The organism is Amycolatopsis pretoriensis, assembly GCF_900107925.1.
In the GTDB taxonomy this organism is placed as follows: domain Bacteria; phylum Actinomycetota; class Actinomycetes; order Mycobacteriales; family Pseudonocardiaceae; genus Amycolatopsis; species Amycolatopsis pretoriensis.
In genome coordinates, this window is the sequence record NZ_FNUJ01000007.1 from 566,535 (window position 1) to 589,868 (window position 23,334).

A 23,334-nucleotide genomic window follows, 5' to 3' on the forward strand; every position below is an offset into this window, starting at 1 on the left:
TTCGACTTTAGGGCGGGCACGCCCCGTTGCGGGCGCAGGCGCGCCGAGAGAACGGCCCCGGCGGGCTCGTGGCACGATTGACGGCGATGTCTCCGACCACGCCCTTGCCGCAGCAGGCCGCCCCGTCCGGCCGCCGCGAGCTGCCCGAAGCCCCGTTCCTGGCCGCCGCGCGCGGCGAACGCCCGGCCCGCACGCCCGTCTGGTTCATGCGCCAGGCCGGCCGCTCGCTGCCCGAGTACCGCGCGCTGCGCGAAGGCGTGCCGATGCTGGACGCCTGTTTCGACCCCGAGATGCTCGCCGAGATCACGCTGCAGCCGGTCCGGCGCCACGGCGTCGACGCGGCCATCCTCTTCAGCGACATCGTCGTGCCGCTGAAGGCCGCGGGCGTCGACATCGACATCGTTCCCGGCACCGGCCCGGTGGTCGCTTCGCCGGTGCGCGACCTCGCCGCCGTCCGAGCGCTGCCCGAGCTGGCCGCCGACCAGGTCTCGCAGGTCGCCGAGGGCGTGGAGCTGCTGGTCGAGCGGCTGGGCGAGACGCCGCTGATCGGCTTCGCCGGCGCGCCGTTCACGCTGGCCAGCTACCTCATCGAGGGCGGCCCGAGCCGCAACCACGAGCACACCAAGGCGCTGATGCACTCGTCGCCGGAGGTCTGGCACGAGCTGGCCGGGCGCCTGGCCGACATCGCGCTGACCTTCCTGCGCGCGCAGCTCGACGCCGGCGTCGACGCGATCCAGCTGTTCGACTCCTGGGCCGGCGCGCTCTCCGAGCGGGACTACCGCGAGTTCGTCCTGCCGCACTCGACCAAGGTCCTCGACGGCGTCGCCGCGTACGGCGTGCCGCGCATCCACTTCGGCGTCGGCACCGGCGAGCTGCTCGGAGCCATGCGCGACGCGGGCGCGGACGTCGTCGGTGTCGACTGGCGCATCCCCCTGGACGAGGCCGTCCGCCGCCTCGGCGGCAAGGCCTCGGGAAAAATCGCAGTGCAGGGCAACCTCGACCCGGCGCTGCTGCACGCGTCCTGGCCGGTGCTCGAAGCCGAGGTCCGCCGGATCGTCGAAGAGGGCAAGGCGGCCGACGGCCACATCTTCAACCTGGGCCACGGCGTGCTGCCGGGCGTCGACCCGGACGTGCTGACCCGCGTGGTCGGGCTGGTGCACGAGCTGTGAAGCGCGTCGCCGTCGTCGGCGGGGGCGTTTCCGGGCTGACCGCGGCGTACCGGCTGCGGCGTCTGCTGGGCGACACCGCCGAGATCGTCGTCTTCGAGAAGACGAAGACGCCGGGCGGGAAGCTGCGCACGGCCGAGCTGGCCGGCGTTCCCTACGACGTCGGCGCGGAGGCGTTCCTCGTCCGCCGGCCCGAGATGCTCGCGCTGGTCCGCGAGCTCGGGCTCGACGTCGTGAACCCGACGAAGGCGCGCGCGAAGATCCACGCCGGCGGCAGCGTCACCGGCCTGCCGCCGGGCACCGTCATGGGTGTCCCGGCGTCGGCCGAGTCGGTGGCCGGGGTGCTGTCGGAGGCCGGGCGGCGGGCCGTCGAGGCCGAGCCGTCGCTGCCCGAACTGCGGTTGCCGAGCGGCGACCTGCCGCTCGGGCCCTTGCTGCGCGAACGCTTCGGCGACGAGCTGGTCGACCGGCTCGTCGACCCGCTGCTCGGCGGCGTCTACGCCGGCGGCGCGGACGGCCTCGGACTGCGCGCGACCATGCCCGGCCTGGCCGCGGCGGTGGCCGCCGGCGCGGGCTCGCTCACCGCGGCGGCCCACGCGCAGCTGCCCGCGAACCCGTCGACGGCACCGGTGTTCGGGACGGTCCCGGGCGGCCTGGGCACCGTGATCGACCGCCTGACCGAGCTGTCCGGCGCCGAATTGCGGTCCGGGCTGCCGGTGTGCGAGATCGAGCGGCACGGGCCGGGCTGGCGGCTGCGGATCGGCGCGAACCCGACCGCGCACGCGCCCGCGGACAACACGGTCGAAGCGGACGCGGTGGTCCTCGCGGTCCCGGCGCCCTCGGCCCGGCGGCTGCTCGCCGAGCTGGTGCCCGCGGCGTCGGCGGCGTTCGGCGAGGTCGAGCTGGCGTCGATGGCGGTGGTCGCGCTGGCGCTGCCGCCGGGAACGCGGCTGCCCGACGCGTCGGGGATCCTCATCGGCGCCGGCGAAGGCGATTCCGCGGGCAAGCCGTACGCGGCGAAGGCGTTCACGTTCTCTTCGCGCAAGTGGGCGCACTTCGGCTCGGGGCCGGTGCTGGTCCGAGGCTCGGTGGGCCGGTTCGGCGAGCTGGGCGCGTTGCAGGCCGACGACGTCGAGCTGGTCCGCGTGGTCCGCGACGACCTCGCGCGGCTGACCGGCGTGACGGCCGCGCCGATCGAAACCCTGGTGACGCGCTGGGGCGGCGGCCTGCCGCAGTACGGCACGGGCCACCTCGAGCGCGTGGAGCGGATCGAGAAGGCGGTCGCGGGGATCCCGGGGCTGGCGGTGGCGGGGGCGACCCTGCACGGCGTCGGCCTGCCGGCCTGCGTGGCGACGGCCGAGGCGGCGGCGCACCGGATCGCGGCGCACCTTTCCGCGTGAGTGCGCTCACCCGGACCCGTGGCAGCGTTCCGGCGGCCGCGGTGACAGGATGGAAGCATGGCGCGGGTCAACTACAACGAGCTCAACGACACCATCCGCTACACCACCTGGTCGGTCTTCCGGATCGAACCCGGCCGGCTGGGTGAGGACCGCGGGGCGGCCGGGCGCGAGACGACCGAGTACCTCGACGGTCTCGAGGCCAAGGGCGTCGTTGTCCGGGGGGTCTACGACCTTTCGGGCCTGCGCGCCGACGCCGACTTCATGATCTGGTGGCACGCCGAGGAGATCGAGCAGGTGCAGGCCGCCTACTCCGGCTTCCGGCGGACCCCGCTCGGCCGCGCGTCGACGCCGGTCTGGAGCCAGACCGCGCTGCACCGGCCGGCCGAGTTCAACAAGAGCCACGTCCCCGCGTTCCTCGCGGGCGAAGAGGCGCGCAAGTTCATCTGCGTCTACCCGTTCGTGCGGTCCTACGAGTGGTACCTGCTGCCGGACGCCGACCGCCGCAAGATGCTGGCCGACCACGGCAAGGAAGCCCGCGACTACCCGGACGTGCGCGCCAACACCGTCGCGTCGTTCGCGCTGGGCGACTACGAGTGGATCCTCGCCTTCGAGGCCGACGAGCTGCACCGGATCGTCGACCTGATGCGCCACCTGCGCGGCACCGAGGCGCGGCTGCACGTCCGCGAAGAGATCCCGTTCTACACGGGCACGCGCGTGCCGCCCGCCGAGCTCGTCGCGGCCCTGCCGTAGTGCGCGACGCAGTCGAGGGCGTCTGGCACGCCCTCACCGAGTCGAAGCCGGGACCCTTCGAGCTGACCGGCGCCGAGGACGTCCTGCCCGGCCCGTACCGGGTCGCGGCGGCCGCGACGGCTTCGATCGCCGCGGCGACGCTGGCCGCCGGCGAGCTGCTGAAGCTGCGTGAGATCGACCCCGGCGTCGTCACGGCGGACACGCGCCACGCGGCGGCGGCGTTCCACAGCGAGCAGCTGCTGCGGGTCGACGGCGTCGGCCCCGAGCCGATGTGGGCGCCGCTGTCGGGCAACTACCGCGCGGCCGACGGCTGGGTGCGCCTGCACTGCAACTACCCGCGCCACGAAGCGGCGGTGTGCTGGGGCCTCGGCGTGCCGGGCAGCCGGGACGCGGTCGCGAAGGCGGTCGCCGGGCGGCCCGCGCGCGAGATCGAGCACGCGGTCGTCTCCGCCGGGGGAGCGGCCGCCGAGCTGCGGTCGCCGGAGGAGTGGGCGGCGCACCCGCAGGGGCAAGCGGTTTCTTCGCTGCCGCTGGTTTCGGCGTCGCCGGTGGGCGACGCCCCCAAGCGGGCGTTGTTCTACTCGGACCGGCCGCTGGGCGGGGTGCGGGTGCTGGAGCTGACGCACGTGCTGGCGGGCCCGGTGGCCGGCCGCGTGCTGGCGGCGCACGGCGCGGACGTCCTGCACGTCGGCGCGGCGCACCTCCCGCGGGTCGAGGCGCTGGTGCGCGACACGAACCAGGGCAAGCGCTCGACGTTCGTGGCGCTGGACACCGAGGGCGGCCGCGCGCGGCTGAAGAAGCTGATCAGCCGCGCGGACGTGCTGCTCCAGTCGTTCCGCCCGGGCGCGCTGGAGCGGATCGGCTTCGGTGTTTCGGAGCTGGCTTCGCTGCGGCCCGGACTGGTGATCGCGGACTTGAGCGCGTACGGCTGGGAAGGCCCGTGGCGGCGCCGGCGCGGGTTCGACAGCGTGGTCCAAATGGCGAACGGCATCGCCTACTCGGCGGAGGGGCCATCGCCGCTGCCGGTCCAGGCCCTGGACCACGCGACGGGCTGGCTCGCCGCGGCGGCGATCATGACGGCGTTGCGCCGGCAGGTGACGGACGGCGGGACCTGGCGGGTCCGGCTGTCCCTGGCCGGGACGGGCCGGTGGCTGGATTCGCTGGGCCGCAAGGATCCTGCAGGTGCTTCCGTGGAATTCGGGGACTTGCTGGAGGAAGCCGACAGCGGCTACGGCCGGTTGACGCGGGTCCGGATGGCCGGTGGGCTCCCGGGAGCGGAGCCGCACTGGGACTTCGGGACGCGGCTGCCGGGAGTCGACAAACCGACCTGGACCCCTTAGCCGGCGGCCTGACCCCCTGGCTGCCGGCCTGCCCCTGCTAGCCGCCGGCCGGGCGCGGCCCGCCCTTCCCGGGGGTGCCCCCGCATCCAGTTTACCGGCGGGGCCCGACGGAATCGCCGAGTCGGCCTCAGCTGTCCACAAGCCGGCGTGCCTGTGGACTAGCGGCGCCGGAGGCGGGACACCAGGCCCCGCCTTGGTTTCGGCAGATGCCCTCCCGCGATCAGCCACGTCACGAACTCGTCCGCGTACGCCCCCGAGCGCTCGGTGTCCCGCTTCGGCCGGGCCGAGTTGAACTCCGCGAACAACGGCCCGAACCGCTCCCCGAGCGCCTCCGCCAGCTCGGGCCGCTGGTACGCCAGCACACGCCCGTGCTTGCGCCGCAACACCGACGCCTCCACCCGCAGCCGCGAGGCGTCGAAGCCCGCCGGTGGTGGGCCGGACGCCAGCAGCGCCCGCAGCAGTTCCGCCTGCCGCGCCGCCAGGTCCGCGCGGCTCACGCCGTCACCGCCGCACGCAACGCCGCCAGCTCCGCGGTCAGCTCGTCGTCCGTCGGGTAGTCGTCGTCGCGCTCCAGCAGCACTCCCGGCGGGTCCGTCCGGCTTCGCAGCTCCGTCAGCAGCGCCAGGACCTCCGGCAGCACCGGGTGCGCGTGCGTGTCGTGGTAGACGCCGTCGCGCTCGATGCCGCCCGCCATGTGCACGTACGCCAGACGCTCCCACGGGATCCCGTCCAGGAACTTCACCGGGTCCGTGCCGATGTTGCGCGCGTTCGCGTACAGGTTCGCGACGTCGATGATCAGCCGGCAGTCCGTGCGCTCGGTCAGCTCGGTGAGGAACTGCTCTTCGGTCAGCTCGTGGTCCGGCCAGTCCAGCACCGCCGCGATGTTCTCCAGCGCGAAAGGTGCGTCCACAATGGACTGCGCGAGCCGGACGTTCGCCACCAGCACGTCCAGCGCCTCGCGGGTGCGGGGGAGCGGCATCAGGTGGCCCGAGTCGAGCCCGCCCGCGCGGACGAAGCACACGTGGTCGCTGACCAGCGGCGCGTCCAGCGCCCGCGCGATCTCCGCGAGGTGCTGGACGCGTCCGGTGTCGAGCGGCTCGGCGCCGCCCAGCGACAGCGAAACCGCGTGCGGCAGCACCGGCATCCCGCGCCGGCGCAGGGCCACGAGCGTCTCCGGGAGGTGGTCGGCGTGCAGGTTCTCGGCGACCACCTCGACCCAGTCGACGCCGGGCAGCCGGGCGATCGACAGGTCCAGCTCGTGGCGCCAGCCGATCCCGATGCCGAGCTCACCCACCGCACCCACCCCCGCCGCACGACGAACCACACGACGAGCCGCTGCTGCACGACGAGCTCGAGCAGGACGACCCGCTGCTGCACGACGACCCGCCGGACGAACCGCCGCCGCCGAACGACGTCACCGGCGGGGTCAGCGCCGCGCTCAGCTCCTCGTCCGGGTACATCGCCCAGCCGCCGAGCGCGACCGCCGCCGCGGCGCCGCCGAGCAGCACGCCGCCCGCCAGCATCCCCGCCGGCAGCGGGCCGCTCGACGCGGACCGGGCCTGCCCGAGCACGCGGTGCCCCGCGGCCGAGGGCTGCCGCGCCCCGGTCTTGGACCGGCGAACCGCCGCGATGATGGTCAGCACGGCCGCGACCAGCACCAGGAACACCAGGATCCCGACCGGGCGGCCCAGCGAGAGGCCGTTGACCAGCCGCACCACGCCGAGCACCAGCACGGCCAGCTGCAGGAAGAGCCCGAACGTCCGGGACTGGCGCTTCGCGGCCGCCGACGCCAGCAGACCCCGCTGGTCGAGGCCGTCCTCCAGCGCCCGCATCGCCGCCGACCCGCGGACGTACGCCCGGATCGTCGACGTCGTCTTCAGCTGTGCCGCGTCGAAGACGGCCTGCTCCAGCGGCTCGGCCGGCCGGGCGCCGGCCTGGCTGATCTGCTTGTAGCTGTTGACGCGCACCTGGCCGCGCTCCACCAGCGCCGCGATCGCCGCGTCGGCGGCCCGGTCGGGGCCGCCCGCGAGGAACGCGAGCTGGTAGACGGTCGGCGGCGGCCCGGGCCGCTCGGTGTTCGCCCGCAGCGCGCGGCTCGCGACGACCCCGGTCACGACGACCCGGACCAGCAGCACGGCGACGAGCAGTCCGATGTAGAAGACCACGAAATCCGGTCCGGAGATGCCCCACGGGTCGTCCATCGCCCGTCTCCCCTCAGTGAGTTGCGGTTACCGTAGCTGTGAGACGCGGCTGGTCGCGTCGGCGTTTCAACCGCCGCAGCCCCGCCGCCACCCCCTCCGCCGCAGCCGCCCCCGCCGCCGCCACCGCAGGAGCTGCCGCTGCCACCGCCGCACGAGCTGCCGCCCCAATAGCCGACGGCGGCCCCGCCGCCGGCGCCGGCCAAGCGGGTGCGGCGGCTGTGCGCCCGCGCGGCCGAGTGCCGCGCGGCCTGAGCGGCGGCCTGGGTGGCGGCCCGCCGGATGTCTTTGTCGGGGTGACCGCCGAACCCGTGCGCCGCGACCGTCCCGGCCGAATCGGTCGTGAGCGTTCCGGCCCGGCGGGCCGCTTCGGCAGCCGCCGTGCCCGCGGCGGTGGCCATCACCGACGGCCGGTTACGGGCCTTCACGGTGACGGCGATCGCGACGGCGGTGCCGACCGCGAGCAGGCCCAGCAGGATCCCCACCGGGTGCCCGGTGCTCGACCCGGCGATCAGCCGGACCACGCCGAGGACGAGCGCGAGCCAGTACGCCACCGCGGTGGCGACCCAGGTCGAGCGCACCTTCCGCGGGTCGGTGAGCAGCCCGCGGCCGATCAGCGCGGCCTCGAGCTCGAGTGCGGTCCCGTGCTCGGCGGCGGCATCGCACACCCGCTCGAGCGAGGTGCCGTGCTTGCCGATCCGGCTCACTGCTTCGCGGCCCACGGTGCCGGCCGTGGTGCCCTTGACGCGGCTCAGCCAGCCGTTGCCCGCCAGCCGGACGACCTGCTCGTCCAGCAGGGTGGCGACGACGTACTCGCCGAAGCGCCGCCGCCCGCCGGTCAGCACCGCCAGCTCTTCGGGTCCTTCCGGCGCTCCGCCCGCGCGGCCCCGCCGCAGGAGCGCCAGCCGGATCGCGGCGGACAGCGCCAGCAGGAGCAGCAGCCCCAGGTAGAGGCCCGCGAACGCCGGTCCGGGAATGCCCCAGGTGTCGGTCATGAGTCCGCCCTCCCTCGTCCGTGTGCGGAGACTACGTTCGAGGAAGGGCGGCAGGTTGTCGGCTTAAGAGAGATTTAGGACTCAGGTACCAATTTCAGCGAAATCGAGTTGATGCAGTACCGCTGGTCGGTCGGGGTCGGGTAGCCCTCGCCCTCGAAGACGTGCCCGAGGTGGCTGTGGCAGGAGCCGCAGAGCACCTCGATCCGCTTCATGCCCATCGTGCGGTCCTCGCGCAGCAGCACGGCGTCGGAGTCGGCCGGGTCGAAGAACGACGGCCAGCCGCAGTGGCTCTCGAACTTCGTGTCGCTGCGGAAGAGCTCGGCACCGCACGCGCGGCACTCGTAGACGCCGGTGCTCTTCGTGTCGGTGTACTCGCCGGTGAAGGGCCGTTCGGTCCCCGCCTGGCGCAGCACGGCGTACTCGTCGGGGCTGAGCTGCGCCCGCCACTCCTGCTCGGACTTCACGACGCGCGGGGTCGCGCCGACCACGGGTTTCATACCTTTCACCCGTTCCACGTTACGCCGCGAGCCACGCGAGGGCGTGCACGACGATGTCCCATGCGGCCACGATCACGCCGAGCACGATGAGCACGACGATGAGGGCCGACACCCAGTAGCGCAGCCCGCCGAGCCGGTTGCTGGAGTCGGCGAAGTCGGCCACGCCGTCCAGCGCGGCCTCGATGGTGAAGTTGGGGCCGGAGCGTTCCATCCGGTCGAGGTGCTCGGCGAACGCGAGCGCCTCCGGGTCGTACGGGTCCAGGCCGACCAGGTCCTCGTGGAAGCGAGGATTCTGGCCCGGCAGCGCAGCTCCGTCGTCGGCCATACCACCACGGTAGGCCATCGGTGCCCGCGAACCCACCAGCGGCGCGTTAAGTCTCAGTACCCGGCGGGCTACGTCTGGGGAAGCCGGGTCTCGCCGGCGATCATCAGCTGGCCGCCACCGGCGTCGAGGACACGGACCGTGTTCTGCACGGATCCGCCGCCCTTCAGGACGAGGTTGATCTGGATCACGACCGAGCCGTCCTGCTCGTTCGCCCGCTTGTAGGCGCTGGCGCCGCCGTAACTGCTGAGGGGGTGTTGCTCCCAGTACGACGCGAACTGGTCCTGGCTCCCGTACACGGCCTGTGCGTCGGGGGTGAGCAGCGCCCACGCCGCCGCGGGATTGCCGACGCTCTTGTAGAAGTCGATGACCTTGTTGCCCGCCGGACCCCACTCGACCTTCCCGTTCGAGGCCACGTTGGCCGTCGAGGGCGCCGAGGTGGACGGCGACTTCGGCGTGGTTTCGACGGTCACCGGCGCCTTGGGGGTCGTCGGGCCCGCCTGGTTGTTCCCGCCCCCGCCGCCGCTCGAGTTCAGCACGAGGAAGACGATCACCGCGACCACGACGACCGCGGCGCCGCCCCCGGCGAGCAGCGCGTACTTGCGCTTGTTGTCCGCCTTCGGCGGGTTCGACGAGTACTGGGGCGCCCTGGCCGTCGGCGCGGCCGCGGGCATCGGTCTGGGCGGCGTGTTCGGCGGTGCGGCCGGCGACCGCATCGGCATGAACGCCGCGGTCGGGCGCGGCGGGTTCGACGCCGCCTTGTTCGCCGGCATCGGCGTGCCGACCGGCGGCGACGACGGCGCCTTCTGGTCGGTGCGCTGCCAGGGCGGGCGCTCCCCGCCGTCGGCGGGCGCGGCGGGCTTGCGGCCCGCGCCGCCCGAGAGCAGCGGCGGCGACGCCGACATGCCGCCCGGCTCGGTGCGGGCCAGCGCGGCCAGCCGCTCACGCGCCTCGGCCATGCTGGGCCGCTCGCCCGGCTCGCTGCGCAGCAGGCTCATCAGCAGCGCGGTGGCCGCGCCCGCCTGCACCGGCGGGTTGATCTGGCCGTTCGCCGCCGCGTAGAGCAGCGCGAGCTGGTTGGTCGTGTTGCCGTACGGCGTGGTGCCCTCGATCGCCTGGTAGAGGGTCGCGCCGAGGGCGAAGACGTCGGAGCTGGGCACCGGGTCGGCGCCGCGGGCCAGCTCGGGCGCGAGGTAGGCGGGGGTGCCGCCGATCAGTCCGGTGGCGGTGAGCGTCATGTCGCCGGCGGCGCGCGAGATGCCGAAGTCGGTGATCTTCGCGGTGCCGGTCTCGTCGATGAGGATGTTGCCGGGCTTGACGTCGCGGTGGACGATCCCGGCGCGGTGGGCGGCCACCAGCGCGGACGCGACCTGCTCGCCGAGCCGGGCGACCCGGCCGAGCGGGAGCGTGCCCTCCTCGGACAGGATCGTCGAGAGGCTGGGCCCGTCGAGGTACTCCATCACCAGGCACGGGTCGCCGTTGTGCTCGGCGATGTCGAACACGACGATCGCGTTCGGGTGCTGGAACCGGGCGGCGTTCTTCGCCTCGCGCATCGCGCGCTGGCGCATGTTGTCGCGTTCGGTCTCGGAGACGCCCGGCTGCGGGAGGATCTGCTTGATCGCGACGGTGCGCTCGAGGCGCACGTCGGTCGCGCGCCACACGACTCCCATGGCACCGCTACCAATGTGCTCGACGAGGCGGTAGTGCCCCGCGATCAGCTGACCGGTGTCGATGGCGGCTGCTCCTGACGAAATTCCCGGTGATGGTGGCCCTGCTCAGCGCGTTTACGCTTCGCGCACCCGATCGAGTGTAGCGGTCGGCCCTGTGCTGTTCGCGTCAGCCAGCAGGTCCGGCGGGCCCGGTTCGGCCGGTGCCCGCTTCTTGAACACCTTGACCAGCCCGATCGCCCCGGCCAGCGCGAACACGCCGTAGCAGGCGAGCAGCGCCGGCGGCGTGTCGCCGGTGAGGGCGTCGCCGAGGACGACCACGGCGACGGTGCCGGGCACGCTGCCGAGGAGAGTACCGGCCAGGTAGGGGAGGAGCCGCACCGAGGACACCCCGCAGAGGTAGCTGAAGGGGGCGAACGGCACGACCGGGATCAGCCGCAGCGACGTGATCGCGAGGACGCCGCCGCCGGAGAGCCGGTCGTTGACGGTCCGCACGGCCGACCGGTGCAGGTGGCGGGTGACCAGGTCCCGGCCGAGCAGCCGGGCCAGCCCGAAGGAGAGCCCGGCCGCGACGGTGGTGGCGACGAGGCCGATCGCGATCCCGGCGGCGGTGCCGACCAGCAGCCCGGCGGCCAGGTTGAAGACGGTCCGCGGGATCGGCGCGACGGTGAGCACCGAGTAGGCGGCGAAGAGCACGAGCGGGGTGGCGGGCCCGGTCGCGGCGGCCCAGGCACGGAGCTGGGCAGGGCCGGGGATCGGCAGCACCACCGCGGCGGCCACGAAGAGGGCGACGACGGCGAGAGCGACGATCAATTTGGTGCGGCCGGACACCCGCTCCAGCCTACAGACGGCACTTTCACGTGAAAGTGCCCACCTGGGGGCGGAGCTTTCACGTGAAAGCTCCGGCACGTTCGCGGGCGCTCCGGTGCGCGATCACCGCTAGCGTGGCCGCATGCCCAAGCACGGTGACCCGGTCGAGTACGAGGTGGGCGGGCGCACCGTCCGCGTCTCGAGCCCGGACAAGGTGTACTTCCCCCAGCGCGGCATCACCAAGCGCCAGGTCGTCGAGCACTACATCACGGTCGGCGCGCCGCTGCTGCGCGCGATCGGTGAGCGGCCGACGACGCTGAAGCGGTACGTCGACGGCGTCGAGGGCGAGTGGTTCTACGCCAAGCGCGTCCCCAAGGGCGCCCCCGAGTGGCTGGAGACCGCCGAGATCACCTTCCCCTCGGGGCGCAAGGCCGCCGAGGTGTGCCCGACCGAGCCTGCGGTGTTCGCGTGGGCGGCCAACCTGGGGACGTTCGACTTCCACCCGTGGCCGGTCCGCCGTCCCGAGGTCGACCACCCGGACGAGCTGCGCATCGACGTCGACCCGCCGGACCGGGCCGGCTTCGCGGACGCGGTCGAGGTGGCGCTGGTGGTCCGCGAGGTGCTGGCGGACGCGGGCCTGACGAGCTACCCGAAGACGTCCGGCGGCCGCGGGGTCCACGTGCTGGTCCGGATCCGCCCCGAGTGGGACTTCGTCCAGGTCCGCCACGCGGTGATCGCGCTGGGCCGCGAGGTGTCCCGGCGCATCCCGGAGAAGGCGACGATCGCGTGGTGGAAGGAGGAGCGCGGGGGGCGCGTGTTCCTGGACTACAACCAGGCGGCGCGCGACCGCACGGTGGCGTCGAGCTGGTCGGTCCGCGGCACCCCGCGGGCGACGGTGTCGACGCCGCTGACGTGGGACCTGCTGCCCGAGGTCGACGCGGACGACTTCGACGTGCTGACGATCCCGGCGTTCCTCCAGGCCCACGGCGACCTGCACGCGGGGATGGACGCCGAGGCGTTCGGCCTGGAGACGGCGCTGGAGTGGTACGAGCGGGACCTGGCCGACCACGGGCTGGGGGACATGCCGTACCCGCCGGACTACCCGAAGATGCCGGGGGAGCCGAAGCGGGTCCAGCCGAGCAAGGCGCGGCCGGAGGCCTGAAGCGTCACGGCTTGCGGCAGCTCACCGAGGTGACGGTCGCCTTGGGCACGACCTTGGTGTTCTTGGTGCTCATCACCGTGCGGTCGACGCGGTAGGACGTGCCGCCCTGCGCGTAGGCGGTCTCGATCAGCTCGCCGGAGCTGTCGCCCGAGATGCTGTAGGTGAGGTCGCACTCCCAGAGCAGGGTGCTCGCGCCGAGGGCGTTCAGCTTCGGCTCGACGACGACGTTGCACCCGGCCGAGCCGAAGCACTGCTTGGAAACGACCGCCAGGTCGACGGAGTAGTCCTTCGCCGTGGGTTCGGGCAGGGCGGGCTCGGTGGTGGTCGGTGCGGCGAGGGCCGGGATCGAGGGGCTGGTCGTGGCGGGCGCGGCGGCGTCGCGGGGCCGGACGGCGCCGTCGGCGGACACCCAGCTCCCGCCGGGGCCGACGCACGGGACCTCCTGGGACTTGTCCAGGCACGGGCTCGAAGACGCCTTGCCCACCGCGATCGCCAGCACGATGCCCGCCGCGAGCGCGGGGACCACGAGCGCGGCGCCGACCACCCACGGCCACTTCCGGCGCTTCGGCGGCTCGGGGACCGGCGGGAGGTGCGGCACCGGCGGAACGGGAACGGTCATGGCTGCCTCCGGGGGTCTTGTGCCCGGGACAGACGCCGCGGCCGGGTTCGCTGTTACTCACCGGCGCCGGGATTCCCTCGATCGGGACCGCGTGTAATCACGGCCACATCCGTGCCGCGCGCCACTTCCGGAAGCGGGAAAGCAATCGGAACGTCGCCGCGGAAAACGCGGAGTGATCATCCCGCTGCCCGCTGTCGCCTTTCGGGTCACAAATCCCGCACGGCCGTCTGTGTGGTCTCGACCACCGCCTCGAACGGCGTAACGTGCGGTCCCGAATCGACGACTCCTCGACGACATGTCCTGGGGCGAGTTCGAGGGAGGCCCTTCGTGGACGACCTGATCGCATTCCTCGCCGCGCGCGTCGGCGCGCGGCAGGCGTTGATCATGCAGGCCGTCAACAAGGCGAAGGCCGGCGAGGCGATGAACCGCGGCGAGACCAAGGTCGCCGTGGAGCAGAAGATCCGCGGGCTGACCGACCTCGAGCTCGACGTCGTCAACCAGATGATCAACGAGATCGAAGCCACGCGGCGGATCCTGCTCGCCCACCGGACCACGGTGTCGGAGAAGGTGCCCGGTTTTCCGCTCTACGGCAGCGAATACTGGTGTGAGACCTGCCACGTCCCCGCCGACGAGGCCGGCTCCAACTGGTGCCTCACCCTGCGCCTGCTGGCCCTGCCCTACGGCGACCACCCGGAGTACAGCGAGCGCTGGCGGCCCTGACGGGAATCCCGCCGCGCGCCGGGCGTTGCACCCGGCGTGAAGCTTTCCGTGCTCGATCGCTCGCCCGTGCGGCGGGACGGCGGGATCGCGCGAGCGCTGCGGGACACCGTCGCCTTCGCCGCCGACGTCGAACGGCTGGGCTACCACCGGTTCTGGGTCTCCGAACACCACGGCGTGCCCGGGGTCGCCGGGTCCGCGCCGACCGTCCTGGCCGCCGCCGTCGCGGGTGCCACCAGCCGGATCCGGGTCGGCACCGGCGGCGTCATGCTGCCGAACCACCGGCCGCTGGTCGTCGCCGAGCAGTTCGGGGTGCTCGAAGCGCTGTTCCCCGGGCGGATCGACATGGGTCTCGGCCGTTCGGTCGGCTTCACCGCCGGCGTCCGGGAGGCACTCGGCCACGGCAAGGAAGCCGCCGGCCACTTCGGTGCGCAGGTGCGCGAGCTGCTCGGCTTCTTCGCGGGCGAGCACCCCGGCGTCCACGCCTACCCGGCCGAGGGACTGCGCGTGCCGCCGTTCCTGCTGGCCACCGGTTCCGGCGCGGACCTCGCCGCCGAACTCGGGCTGCCGCTGGTGATCGCGCCCGTCCGCGGCGAACGCGCGCTCGCCGAGGCCGTGACGCGCTACCGGGACGGCTTCCGGCCGTCCGCGTGGGCGAGCGAGCCGTACGTCGTGGTGTCGTCGGCGATCGCGGTCGCGGACTCGGCCGCCGACGCGCGGCGCCTGCTCGTGTCGGAGGCCTGGGCGACGGTGTATTCGCGCTCCCACGGCGTCTTCCCGCCGCTGTCGCCGCCCTCGGAAGTCCTGGCGCTGCCGATGACCGACCGCGAGCGCAAGCGTCTCGAGGAGACCCTCGACAGCCAGATTTCCGGCACCGCGGCCGAAGTCGAGGACCGCCTCGGCGCATTGATCGACGCCGCGGGCGCCGACGAGGTTTTGGTGACGACAGCCGCGTACGACCAATCCGCGCGGCTCGATTCCCTCGCCCGGCTGGCCGCTCTTCCCGTTCTTGTGTGAGCCGATTTCCCGGTAGCCGGATATCGCGTCGGAGAATTACCGCTGGTGCGATTCCGGGCTCCGGCGATACCGTTTCCGGGTGACTGCCGGGTCGGCCTCGAGCCGTTTGTCGCCGCCCACAGCGATTGCGGGGTGCTCGACGGCGTCGTGCTCGTGACCGACCGCGTGCCCGAGCAGGCAGCCGGGTGACCCAGGGCGCCCTGCCTCACCCGAGCACGAACGGCAGCCGCGCGGCCAGGTCACCCAGCGCGGCCGTCTCTGCCCCGGTCGGTGTACGGCGGCCCGTCGCCACCAGCAGCACGTCCGTGTCCGAGAACGACGCCGGGAAGACCGCTCCGGTGATCTTCTCCAGCATCTCCCGCGTGCGCGCCAGTCCCTCGGCGGGTGGGCCCGCGACGGTCGGCACGTGGGCGATCAGGTCCAGGTGGTGCAACGTCCACTCCAGGACGTAGACCAGGAGGAAGTCGTCCACGGTGAGGACCATGTCCTGCGTGCTCACCCGCATCCGGAGATCCGCCAGCTCCGCCGCGCGGCCGGCGGCCGAGCCGACGTCGTCGAGGTGGCCCCGCAGCAGGGCTGGGTCCTCGTACGCCGCGGCCAGGCGGACGGTCACCGCGTCCTCCGGGGCTTCGCCGGTCGGGGGCTCGTCCGTCACCGTCCAGTACGTGATCGCATCGCGGGTCGGCTCTGTGTCCGCCGGGGTGACCAGGGTGATCAGCACGTCCTGGGCGTTGATGATCAGGTGGCAGAGCAGGTCCCGCACCAGCCACCCCCGGCACCCCGACGGCTTCGCGAAGTCCGCTTCGGGCAGGGCCGTGATCGCGGCGTGCAGCGCCGCCCACGTACGTGTGAAGAGGTGCACCAGGCCAAGCTAACAGCGGGCGCCAGCGATTTAGAGCCGCAGTTGCAGCTGAGTGAGGATGCGCTGGGCCGGGTCGGCGAAGTCCACTCCGGACACTTCGGCCGCCCGCCGGACGCGGTAGCGGACCGTGTTCGGGTGGATGTTGAGGACCCGGGCGGCCGCGCGGACGTCGCCGAACGCGTCCAGCCAGGCCAGGACCGCCGGGACCAGGATGCCGCCGTGCTCGGTGTCGTGCTCCACGAGCGCAACCAGCCGCGGGTCGCGGATGCGGGGCTGCGAACCCAGGTACGCCAGCACCTCCGACAGCAGCACCTCCGCGCGGACGTCGGCCAGCGAGGCGACGTCGGCGGCCCAGTGCCCGCGGGCCATCGCCGCCAGGACGCGGTCGGCGTCACCGCGGGACGCCGCCGCGTCGGACAGGCGCGGTACGACGCCGCCCAGCGCCGCCCGGACCGGGACGTCCAGGTGGCGGCGCGCGGTGCCGGTGATCTCGCGCGCCAGGGCCAGCACCGCCGCGTCCGAGTGCTCGGGCAGGTCCGGCAGCAGCGCGTAGACGCGGCCGCCGATCACGCTCACCAGCGCGCTGCGCCGGTAGGCCGCCGTGTGCACGGCGATCAGGTGCACCAGCTCGGCGCGCCGCAGTTGCCTGTTGCCCGAGCGCTCCAAGGAAAACGCGAGCACCTGGGCCGGTCGCGCGGGGTCCGCGCCGATGTCGTCCGCGACGGACTCCGCGTCGAGGCGCCCTTCCAGCAGGCTCGCGAGGAGGTCCTCCCGCAGCCGCAGTTCCGGGCTCGGCAGCGTGCGGGCGCGGATCAACTGCGGCGCCAGGGCTCGGCTGGCGCCGAGCAGGGCCGTCTCGGCGCGTTCGGTGAGCGGCTGCGCGCCCTCCTGGACCCAGATCGTGCCGAGCGGCTGCTTGCCCGCGTGGATGCCGGCCGCGATGCGGCGGCGGATGCCCAGCTCGGGCCGCTCGTCGATGCGGACGATCCCCTCACCGGCGCGAAGCCGCTGGTAGACGCCCCATTCGCGAAGCATCGCGAGGTAGCGTTCCGGGCCTTCGCGGCCGAGGATCGACAGCCGCCGCAGCTCGTCGACCTCGTCGCCCGCCCGCGAATACGCGAGGACGCGGTTCGCGGTGTCCTCGATGCTGACCAGGCCGCCGGTGAGCGACGCGATGGTCTGGGCCAGGGCGAACAGGTCGCCGAGGACCTCGCCGCTGGCCGCTTCGCCGCCCGCGCGCGCCGCCTCGACGACGCCGCGGGCCAGCGACTCGACCTGTTCCCACCGCGCCTCGGCGCCGACCGTCAGCAGCGCGACCCCCGCGTCGGCGGCGACGTCGGCGCCGGTCGCGCCCTTGACCGCCACCGCGGCCGCCCCGCCGCGTCCGGCCGCGCGGATCGCCGGGGCCGCCGCCCGGCCGCGTGCGCCGATGACCAGCACCAGGTCGCCGGGGGAGGCTTCCAGAGGGTCTTCGGGGTCGAGGATCACGACGTCGGTGACCGGGACCCCCAGCCCGTGCGGCGCCACGACCACCTCGACCAGCGGCTCGCCGAGGGTCGCCAGCACGTGGCGCAGGGAGGTTATCCGATCGGCCAAGGTCACCCCATCGATTTTAGCCGTTGGAACAAGCCGCTACGACGTGTCCGGAGTTACCGTTCGGGGCATCAAGGACGTAGAGGAAAGGCAGAGGAGCCGCCGTGGACGCCGTGACCCAGACCCCCGCCCCGAAGAACGAGCCGGTGCTCACCTACGCGCCGGGCAGCGCTGAGCGCGCCGAACTCGAGGGTGCGCTCAAGCGGCTGGGCCAGGCGGAACCGGTCGACCTGACGGTCACCGTCGGCGGCGAGCAGCGCCCCGGCGGCGGCGAGAAGATCGACGTCGTCCAGCCGCACAACCACCGGCACGTGCTGGGCACCATCCACAGCGCGACCCAGCAGGACACGACCGACGCCATCGCGGCCGCCGCGAAGGCCGCCCCGGAGTGGCGCGCGCTGTCCTACGACGACCGCGCCGCCATCCTGCTGCGCGCGGCCGACCTGCTGACCGGCCCGTGGCGCGCCACTCTCAACGCCGCCACGATGCTCGGCCAGTCCAAGACCGCGACCCAGGCGGAAATCGACTCCGCCTGCGAGCTCGCCGACTTCTGGCGCTTCAACGTCGAGTTCGGCCGCCGCGTCCTCACCGAGCAGCCGGTCAGCTCGCCGGGCGTGTGGAACCGGATGGAGCACCGCCCGCTGGAGGGCTTCGTCTACGCGATCACCCCGTTCAACTTCACCGCGATCGCCGGCAACCTGCCGACCGCGCCCGCGCTGATGGGCAACACGGTCCTGTGGAAGCCGTCGCCGACGCAGTCGTTCGCCGCGCACCTGACCATGCGGCTGCTCGAAGAGGCCGGGATGCCGCCGGGCGTCATCAACCTGCTGCCGGGCGACGGCAAGGCCGTCTCCGAGGTCGCCCTGACCCACCGCGACCTGGCCGGCATCCACTTCACCGGCTCGACCCCGACGTTCCAGCACCTGTGGGCCACGGTCGGCGCGAACATCGCGGGCTACCGCGGCTACCCGCGGCTGGTCGGCGAGACCGGCGGCAAGGACTTCATCGTCGCGCACCCGTCGGCCGACGTCGACGTCCTGCGCACCGCCATGGTCCGCGGCGCCTTCGAGTACCAGGGCCAGAAGTGCTCCGCCGCTTCGCGCGCCTACGTCCCGCGCAGCCTGTGGACGAAGCTGAAGGACGGGCTGGTCTCCGAGACCGAGGCGTTGTCCTACGGCGACGTCACCGACCTGTCGCACTTCGGCGGCGCGGTCATCGACGCGCGGGCGTTCGCGAAGCACACCAACCTCTTCGAGAGCGTGCAGAACGACGCCTCGGTCGAGGTCCTCACCGGTGGCACCGCCGACGACAGCGTCGGCTACTTCGTCAAGCCGACGATCCTCGTGTCGGACAACCCGAAGCACGAGATCTTCTCGACCGAGTACTTCGGCCCGATCCTGTCGGTGCACGTCTACGAGGACGGCGACTTCGACGCCGTGCTGAAGCTCGTCGACGAGACGGCCGCGTACGCGCTGACCGGCGCGATCATCGCCAACGACCGCACGGCCGTGGCGAAGGCGTCCGAAGCGCTGCGGTTCGCCGCCGGCAACTTCTACGTCAACGACAAGCCGACCGGTGCGGTCGTCGGCCAGCAGCCGTTCGGCGGGGCACGGGCGTCCGGTACCAACGACAAGGCCGGGTCGATCTTCAACCTGCAGCGCTGGACCAGCCCGCGCTCGGTGAAGGAGACCTTCGTGCCGCCGACCGGCGTCCGTTACCCGCACCAGGGCTGAGAGGGAGGTCCGTCATGCTGCGTGCCCCGTTGCTCGCCGCCGCCCGCTCCCGGAAGATCCGGGCGCTCGTCGAAGCCGTGCCCGCCACGCGGTCCGTGGTGCGCCGGTTCGTGGCCGGGTCCGAGACCGCCGACGCCGTCCGCGTGGCCCGGGAACTGGCCGCGGACGGCCGGCGGACCACCCTCGACCACCTCGGCGAGGACACGACCGACGCCGCGCAGGCCGCGTCGACCGTGGCGGCCTACGAAGCCGTGTTGACCGCGCTCGCCGCGGAAGGCCTGGCCGAGGGAGCGGACGTCTCGGTGAAGCTGTCGGCGGTGGGCCAGTTCCTGCCGTCGAACGGCGAGGACGTCGCCCTGGAAAACGCGCGGAAGATCTGCGCGGCGGCCGAGGCGGTCGGCGCCACCGTGACGCTCGACATGGAGGACCACACCACCACGGACTCGACGCTCGGCATCCTGCGCGAGCTGCGCGGCGAGTACCCGTGGGTGGGCGCGGTGCTGCAGGCGTACCTGCACCGCACCGAGGCGGACTGCCGCGCGTTGTCGGGTCCGGGTTCCCGGGTCCGGCTGTGCAAGGGCGCGTACGCCGAGCCGGAGTCCGTGGCGTTCCAGGAGAAGTCCGAAGTGGACAAGTCCTACGTCCGCTGCCTGCGCGTCCTGATGGCGGGTTCCGGGTATCCGATGGTCGCTTCGCACGACCCGCGGATGATCGAGATCGCCGCCGCGCTCGCCGACGAAAACGGCCGCAAGGACGACGACCACGAGTTCCAGATGCTCTACGGCATCCGGCCGGAGGAGCAGGCGCGGATCGCGGCTTCGGGCTCGCGCATGCGCGTCTACGTGCCCTACGGCGACGAGTGGTACGGCTACTTCATGCGGCGGCTGGCCGAGCGGCCGGCGAACCTGGCGTTCTTCCTGCGCGGGCTCGCGACCCGTTCCTGAAACACGACGAAGGCCGCCCCGCGGGGCGGCCTTCGTCGTGTGGTGGTGGTCAGGCCTTTTCGGCCTCGGCTTCGGCGGCCTTGCGCTTGACCTCGTCCATGTCGACCTCGCGAGCCTGCTTGATGAGCTCTTCGAGGGCGGGCTCGGGCAGCGCGCCGGGCTGGGCGTAGATCAGCGTCTTGTCTCGGATGATGGCCAACGTCGGGATGGAGCGGACGTCGAAGGCGGCCGCGAGCTGCTGCTGCGCTTCGGTGTCGACGCTCGCGAAGACGATGTCGTCGTGCTTCTCGGAGGCCTTCTCGTAGACCGGCGCGAACTGGCGGCACGGCCCGCACCAGCTCGCCCAGAAGTCGATCAGGACGAACTCGTGGTCGTTAACCGTCTGGTCGAAGTTCTCGGCAGTCAGCTCAACGGTGCTCATGCCCTGGTCAACGACGTGGACGCGGCGGGAATTCCCGGAGCCGGGGTAGCGTCTGCACCCGAGCACCCGTGAAGAGGAGGACAAGGATGGCCGACGGCGAAATCCTGGGCCGGATCGACGAGCTGATCGCGGAGGAGCACGAACTCCGGTCGCGCTCGGTCGGCGTGGGGCTGAGCGGCGGCGACAAGGACCGCCTCACCTCGGTCGAGCAGCAGCTCGACCAGTGCTGGGACCTGCTCCGCCAGCGCCGCGCGAAGTCGGAGTTCCACGAGAACCCGGACGACGCGCAGGCCCGCCCGGTTTCCGAGGTGGAGTCCTACCGCCAGTGACCGGCTGAAGGGCACCTTCCTCACGTGTGGTGAGAGGAAGGTGCCCTTCAGCGCGTCACATGCGACGAAAGTGCCCTTCAGCGCGCCGGGGTCAGGCGGGGCAGAGGGTGCCGTCGGCCGGGACCTTGCCGTCCACCAGGAACGCCCGCGCCGCCTCCGTGACGCACGGGGACGTGCCCACCGCGCCGTGGCCCGCGCCCTGCCACGTGAGCGTCACCGCCGTCGGCATCTGGTCCGCCGCCCGGGTGCTGCCCACCTGCGGGGTCACCGGGTCCGCCGCCGTCGCCGTCACCAGGATCGGCGGGGCTCCCGTCGCGCCCGCCGGGGGCAGCGGTTCCGTGCGGACCGGCCACGGCCCGCACCACGCCAGCTGCTGGGCGACGACCGTGCCGAACTGCGGGTACTTCGTCCGCATCCCCGCCGCCACCTGGTCCAGCTGGTCGGCCGAAAGCCGGGTCTGGCTGTCGTTGCAGCGGGTCGCGATCGTCGCGTCGAGGCGGGACGGCTGTGCGCGCGTGTCGTGCAGCACCGGCGACGCGAACGCCGCCAGCGCCGTGATGTTGCCGCCGCGAGCCGCCGCGATCGCGTCGGCCAGCTCCGGCCAGCGCGAACGCTGCGAAAGCCCCGAATAGACCGCGTACATCGCCACTCCCGGCCCGAACCCGACGGCGTCCTCGGTCATCGGGGGCGAGACCCGCAGCTGGTCGGTGAGCGCCGTCAGAGCCGCCTTCGGGTCGCCGAGGGCGCACTTGCGGGCCGCGCAGTCCGCGGCGAACGCGTCCAGCGTCGTCTGCGCGCCGGCCGCGACCGCGTCCAGCACCGCCGCGGTGTCCGGGCCCGGGTCGGGGACGCCGTCGAGCACCATCCGGCCGACCTGGCCGGGGAAGCGCACCGCGTACTCCGACAGCAGCTTCGAGCCGTCGCCGCGGCCGAGCGCGTTGAGCCGGTCCGAACCCAGCGCCTTGCGCAGCTCCTCCAGGTCGCCGGCGCCGCGCCAGCTGTCCAGCGCCGTCTGGGAGTCGTCCAGCTCGATCGCGCACTGCTGACCGGCCTTGCGCGCCGCGTCCAGCACGTCCTGCAGGTCGCCCTGCCCCGGGTCGGCGTCGATCAGGTCGTGCCGGATGTCCGGCGGCACGCACTGGACGGGCGCCGAAAGCCCGGTGCCGCGCCGGTCCAGGCCGATCAGCGAGAACTTCGCCAGGAACGCCGGCGGCAGCGTCGCGGCCAGCCGCGCGGCGTAGACCGTGCCCGGTTCACCGTCGACGTCGTTGACCACGACCAGCGGGATCGGCCCGGTGCCGGCTTTCAGCGCCAGCAGCCGCACCACCGACCGGCGCGCCTCGCCGGGCGCGTCGAGCGGCGTGGTGACCCGGGCGCAGGTGAAGTGCAGGCTGTCCGGCACCGGCGGGGTGCCGATCCGCTGCCGGGTGTCGTCGTCGCAGTCGGCCCACCGCAGCGACGGCGACTGCGGCTCGGCCAGCGGCGGCAGCGGCACCGGCGGGGTGCCGGTGGGCGACGCGGGCGTCGTCTTCCCGTCGTTTTCGACCAGCGCCGGGCGGACCGACGGCCCCGCGGCGCAGCCCGCCGCGGAGGCCAGGGCGAGCAGCGCGACCAGGAGACGGGTACGGCGGCGGCGCACGGGCGAGGTCCTCACGTAGATCACAGGCAGGGTACTGCCGAGCTTCGCACGCCCGGTGTGGGACGCGGGTTAGCGGGTCCGCACGACCTGGCCGCGGAACACGGCGTCGAGGTCGTAGCGGGCGGGCTCCTCGAGCTGGCTGTAGTCGCACGACGCGGGTTCGCGGTCGGGGCGCCAGCGCTTGAACCGCGCGTTGTGCCGGAAGCGCGACGGCATCCCGCCTTCGGTGTTCTCGTAGGCCACTTCGACGACGCGCTCGGGTCGCAGCGGCACCCATTCGTGTTCGGTGGCGCGCCAGCGCGTGACCCCGCCGGGGATCCGCTGGGCCTCGCCGGTCGCGCGGCCGCCCCACGGGTGGTCTTCGCCGTCGGTGACCAGCGGCGCCAGCTCCTCGGCGAGTTCGCGGCGGCGCTCCTTCGGGAACGACCCCACCGTGCCGACGTGGTGCAGCACGCCCTTTTCGTCGTGCAGGCCGAGCAGGAACGACCCGACGAGTTCACCGGGGCCGCCGTCGACGTGCCAGCGCAGGCCGGCGAGGACGCAGTCCGCGGTGCGCAGGTGCTTGTACTTGACCATCACGCGCTTGCCGGGTGTGTACGGCTCGTCGAGGGGCTTGCCGATGACGCCGTCGAGGCCCGCGCCCTCGAAGAGCTCGAACCAGTGCCGCGCGGTGTCCGGGTCGGTGGTCGCCGGGGTGAGCGGGAACCGGTCGCCGGCCAGCTCGGCGAGCCGCTCGCGACGCACCGACGTGGGCTCGTCGAGGAGGGATTCGTCGTCGAGGGCGAGGACGTCGAAGGCGACGAACTCGGCGGGCTGCTCGGCCGCCAGGAGCGTGATCCGGCTTTCGGCGGGGTGGATGCGCTCGGTCAGGGCGTCGAAGTCCAGCCGGCCGCCGCGCGCGACGACGAGCTCGCCGTCCAGCACGACCCGCGGCGGCAGTGTCTCCAGCAGCCGCGCGACGGCCTCCGGGAAGTACCGGTTCAACGGCTTTTCCGCGCGCGACTGCAGGTACAGCTCGTCGCCGTCCTTGAAGACGATGCAGCGGAAGCCGTCCCACTTCGGTTCGAACAGCAGGCCCCCGGAGTCCGGGATGGCCTTCGCGGGCTTGGCGAGCATCGGCTTCAGCGGCGGCTGCAGCGGTAGGGGCATGCGG

24 protein-coding genes are annotated in these 23,334 nt (G+C 73.2%); 10 read left to right on the forward strand and 14 right to left on the reverse strand.

All coding sequences use genetic code 11. The annotated features are described in order from the left end of the window. The first annotated feature begins 86 nt into the window (after window positions 1-86). The 4 genes from hemE to BLV96_RS32530 are packed head-to-tail and all read left to right on the forward strand — an operon-like array spanning window position 87 to window position 4,656. A complete protein-coding gene (gene hemE / locus BLV96_RS32515) occupies window positions 87-1,169 on the forward strand; it encodes a uroporphyrinogen decarboxylase (protein ID WP_086676772.1) in 1,083 nt (360 codons plus the stop codon). Then, window positions 1,166-2,566: a protoporphyrinogen oxidase gene (gene hemG / locus BLV96_RS32520; protein ID WP_086676773.1), complete on the forward strand. Its 1,401-nt coding sequence runs from the start codon at window positions 1,166-1,168 to the stop codon at window positions 2,564-2,566. The genes hemE and hemG overlap by 4 nt, the downstream gene beginning before the upstream one ends. Before the next feature lie 57 nt (window positions 2,567-2,623). Then, window positions 2,624-3,316: a hydrogen peroxide-dependent heme synthase gene (gene hemQ / locus BLV96_RS32525; RefSeq protein ID WP_086676774.1), complete on the forward strand. Its 693-nt coding sequence runs from the start codon at window positions 2,624-2,626 to the stop codon at window positions 3,314-3,316. Beyond that, window positions 3,316-4,656: a CoA transferase gene (locus tag BLV96_RS32530; protein WP_091389825.1), complete on the forward strand. Its 1,341-nt coding sequence runs from the start codon at window positions 3,316-3,318 to the stop codon at window positions 4,654-4,656. The genes hemQ and BLV96_RS32530 overlap by 1 nt, the downstream gene beginning before the upstream one ends. A 158-nt stretch (window positions 4,657-4,814) precedes the next feature. Here BLV96_RS32530 and BLV96_RS32535 read toward each other — a convergent pair whose 3' ends face one another. The 8 genes from BLV96_RS32535 to BLV96_RS32570 all read right to left on the reverse strand — a co-directional run bounded on the left by BLV96_RS32535 (window position 4,815) and on the right by BLV96_RS32570 (window position 11,166). After that, complete coding sequence (locus tag BLV96_RS32535) at window positions 4,815-5,153, reverse strand: SCO6045 C-terminal-like domain-containing protein (RefSeq protein WP_086685305.1); 339 nt, start codon at window positions 5,151-5,153, stop codon at window positions 4,815-4,817. Further along, a complete protein-coding gene (locus BLV96_RS32540) occupies window positions 5,150-5,950 on the reverse strand; it encodes an MbnB/TglH/ChrH family RiPP precursor modification enzyme (RefSeq protein WP_086685308.1) in 801 nt (266 codons plus the stop codon). Before BLV96_RS32540 ends, BLV96_RS32535 begins: the two co-directional genes overlap by 4 nt. Further along, window positions 5,943-6,857, reverse strand: a complete 915-nt coding sequence (locus BLV96_RS32545) for a TIGR04222 domain-containing membrane protein (RefSeq protein ID WP_086685310.1) — start codon at window positions 6,855-6,857, stop codon at window positions 5,943-5,945. Before BLV96_RS32545 ends, BLV96_RS32540 begins: the two co-directional genes overlap by 8 nt. After that, complete coding sequence (locus BLV96_RS32550) at window positions 6,767-7,849, reverse strand: TIGR04222 domain-containing membrane protein (RefSeq protein WP_091389828.1); 1,083 nt, start codon at window positions 7,847-7,849, stop codon at window positions 6,767-6,769. Before BLV96_RS32550 ends, BLV96_RS32545 begins: the two co-directional genes overlap by 91 nt. Window positions 7,850-7,923: 74 nt before the next feature. Beyond that, on the reverse strand, window positions 7,924-8,346 hold the full coding sequence (msrB, locus tag BLV96_RS32555; RefSeq protein ID WP_086674125.1) for a peptide-methionine (R)-S-oxide reductase MsrB: 423 nt from the start codon (window positions 8,344-8,346) through the stop codon (window positions 7,924-7,926). Window positions 8,347-8,365: 19 nt separating this feature from the next. Then, complete coding sequence (locus BLV96_RS32560; protein WP_208608376.1) at window positions 8,366-8,671, reverse strand: aminotransferase class IV; 306 nt, start codon at window positions 8,669-8,671, stop codon at window positions 8,366-8,368. 68 nt (window positions 8,672-8,739) lie between these two features. Continuing rightward, a complete protein-coding gene (locus BLV96_RS32565; protein ID WP_244180627.1) occupies window positions 8,740-10,338 on the reverse strand; it encodes a serine/threonine-protein kinase in 1,599 nt (532 codons plus the stop codon). A 114-nt stretch (window positions 10,339-10,452) separates the two neighbouring features. Further along, the gene (locus BLV96_RS32570) at window positions 10,453-11,166 is read right to left on the reverse strand and encodes a TVP38/TMEM64 family protein (RefSeq protein ID WP_244180629.1); all 714 of its coding nucleotides are present in this window, start codon (window positions 11,164-11,166) and stop codon (window positions 10,453-10,455) included. 121 nt (window positions 11,167-11,287) lie between these two features. On the opposite strand from BLV96_RS32570, the gene BLV96_RS32575 reads away from it, so the two are divergent. After that, complete coding sequence (locus tag BLV96_RS32575; protein WP_086674128.1) at window positions 11,288-12,307, forward strand: DNA polymerase domain-containing protein; 1,020 nt, start codon at window positions 11,288-11,290, stop codon at window positions 12,305-12,307. 4 nt (window positions 12,308-12,311) lie between these two features. On the opposite strand, the gene BLV96_RS32580 is transcribed toward BLV96_RS32575, so the two are convergent. Next, the gene (locus tag BLV96_RS32580; RefSeq protein WP_086674129.1) at window positions 12,312-12,926 is read right to left on the reverse strand and encodes a hypothetical protein; all 615 of its coding nucleotides are present in this window, start codon (window positions 12,924-12,926) and stop codon (window positions 12,312-12,314) included. Between the two features lie 327 nt (window positions 12,927-13,253). On the opposite strand from BLV96_RS32580, the gene BLV96_RS32585 reads away from it, so the two are divergent. Further along, window positions 13,254-13,646: a DUF6221 family protein gene (locus tag BLV96_RS32585; protein ID WP_086674130.1), complete on the forward strand. Its 393-nt coding sequence runs from the start codon at window positions 13,254-13,256 to the stop codon at window positions 13,644-13,646. Between the two features lie 48 nt (window positions 13,647-13,694). After that, the gene (locus BLV96_RS32590; protein WP_208608377.1) at window positions 13,695-14,660 is read left to right on the forward strand and encodes an LLM class flavin-dependent oxidoreductase; all 966 of its coding nucleotides are present in this window, start codon (window positions 13,695-13,697) and stop codon (window positions 14,658-14,660) included. A 205-nt stretch (window positions 14,661-14,865) separates the two neighbouring features. Here the strand turns inward: BLV96_RS32590 and BLV96_RS32595 are convergent, their stop codons facing one another. Together BLV96_RS32595 and BLV96_RS32600 are read right to left on the reverse strand one after the other, a co-directional pair. After that, window positions 14,866-15,522, reverse strand: a complete 657-nt coding sequence (locus BLV96_RS32595; RefSeq protein WP_086674132.1) for a maleylpyruvate isomerase N-terminal domain-containing protein — start codon at window positions 15,520-15,522, stop codon at window positions 14,866-14,868. A 30-nt stretch (window positions 15,523-15,552) separates the two neighbouring features. Then, on the reverse strand, window positions 15,553-17,106 hold the full coding sequence (locus tag BLV96_RS32600; protein ID WP_086674162.1) for a PucR family transcriptional regulator: 1,554 nt from the start codon (window positions 17,104-17,106) through the stop codon (window positions 15,553-15,555). Window positions 17,107-17,219: 113 nt separating this feature from the next. Here BLV96_RS32600 and pruA point away from each other — a divergent pair, with 113 nt between their 5' ends. Beyond that, window positions 17,220-18,848 carry an L-glutamate gamma-semialdehyde dehydrogenase gene (gene pruA, locus BLV96_RS32605; RefSeq protein ID WP_086674133.1) on the forward strand — a complete coding sequence of 543 codons (1,629 nt, stop codon included), beginning with the start codon at window positions 17,220-17,222 and terminating at the stop codon, window positions 18,846-18,848. Window positions 18,849-18,862: 14 nt separating this feature from the next. After that, window positions 18,863-19,792: a proline dehydrogenase family protein gene (locus BLV96_RS32610; RefSeq protein ID WP_086674134.1), complete on the forward strand. Its 930-nt coding sequence runs from the start codon at window positions 18,863-18,865 to the stop codon at window positions 19,790-19,792. 49 nt (window positions 19,793-19,841) lie between these two features. Here BLV96_RS32610 and trxA read toward each other — a convergent pair whose 3' ends face one another. After that, on the reverse strand, window positions 19,842-20,213 hold the full coding sequence (gene trxA, locus BLV96_RS32615; protein ID WP_086674135.1) for a thioredoxin: 372 nt from the start codon (window positions 20,211-20,213) through the stop codon (window positions 19,842-19,844). Between the two features lie 86 nt (window positions 20,214-20,299). On the opposite strand from trxA, the gene BLV96_RS32620 reads away from it, so the two are divergent. Then, window positions 20,300-20,542: a DUF2630 family protein gene (locus BLV96_RS32620; protein ID WP_086674136.1), complete on the forward strand. Its 243-nt coding sequence runs from the start codon at window positions 20,300-20,302 to the stop codon at window positions 20,540-20,542. A gap of 91 nt (window positions 20,543-20,633) precedes the next feature. Here the strand turns inward: BLV96_RS32620 and BLV96_RS32625 are convergent, their stop codons facing one another. Both BLV96_RS32625 and BLV96_RS32630 read right to left on the reverse strand, forming a co-directional pair. Then, window positions 20,634-22,181 (reverse strand): alpha/beta hydrolase, encoded by a 1,548-nt coding sequence (locus BLV96_RS32625; RefSeq protein WP_086674137.1) that lies wholly within the window; start codon window positions 22,179-22,181, stop codon window positions 20,634-20,636. A 69-nt stretch (window positions 22,182-22,250) separates the two neighbouring features. Further along, entirely contained in the window at window positions 22,251-23,330 is a 1,080-nt protein-coding gene (locus tag BLV96_RS32630; RefSeq protein WP_086674138.1) for an ATP-dependent DNA ligase, read from the reverse strand. Window positions 23,331-23,334: the final 4 nt, after the last annotated feature.

Excerpts from the sequence above, each read along its gene's own strand:
- BLV96_RS32620 (WP_086674136.1), top strand. The coding sequence starts at position 20,300 with ATGGCCGACGGCGAAATCCTGGGCCGGATCGACGAGCTGATCGCGGAG.
- msrB (WP_086674125.1), bottom strand. The coding sequence starts at position 8,346 with ATGAAACCCGTGGTCGGCGCGACCCCGCGCGTCGTGAAGTCCGAGCAG.
- BLV96_RS32630 (WP_086674138.1), bottom strand. The coding sequence starts at position 23,330 with ATGCCCCTACCGCTGCAGCCGCCGCTGAAGCCGATGCTCGCCAAGCCC.
- BLV96_RS32565 (WP_244180627.1), bottom strand. The coding sequence starts at position 10,338 with ATGGGAGTCGTGTGGCGCGCGACCGACGTGCGCCTCGAGCGCACCGTC.
- hemQ (WP_086676774.1), top strand. The coding sequence starts at position 2,624 with ATGGCGCGGGTCAACTACAACGAGCTCAACGACACCATCCGCTACACC.
- hemE (WP_086676772.1), top strand. The coding sequence starts at position 87 with ATGTCTCCGACCACGCCCTTGCCGCAGCAGGCCGCCCCGTCCGGCCGC.
- BLV96_RS32545 (WP_086685310.1), bottom strand. The coding sequence starts at position 6,857 with ATGGACGACCCGTGGGGCATCTCCGGACCGGATTTCGTGGTCTTCTAC.
- BLV96_RS32560 (WP_208608376.1), bottom strand. The coding sequence starts at position 8,671 with ATGGCCGACGACGGAGCTGCGCTGCCGGGCCAGAATCCTCGCTTCCAC.
- BLV96_RS32575 (WP_086674128.1), top strand. The coding sequence starts at position 11,288 with ATGCCCAAGCACGGTGACCCGGTCGAGTACGAGGTGGGCGGGCGCACC.
- trxA (WP_086674135.1), bottom strand. The coding sequence starts at position 20,213 with ATGAGCACCGTTGAGCTGACTGCCGAGAACTTCGACCAGACGGTTAAC.
- BLV96_RS32610 (WP_086674134.1), top strand. The coding sequence starts at position 18,863 with ATGCTGCGTGCCCCGTTGCTCGCCGCCGCCCGCTCCCGGAAGATCCGG.
- BLV96_RS32550 (WP_091389828.1), bottom strand. The coding sequence starts at position 7,849 with ATGACCGACACCTGGGGCATTCCCGGACCGGCGTTCGCGGGCCTCTAC.
- BLV96_RS32580 (WP_086674129.1), bottom strand. The coding sequence starts at position 12,926 with ATGACCGTTCCCGTTCCGCCGGTGCCGCACCTCCCGCCGGTCCCCGAG.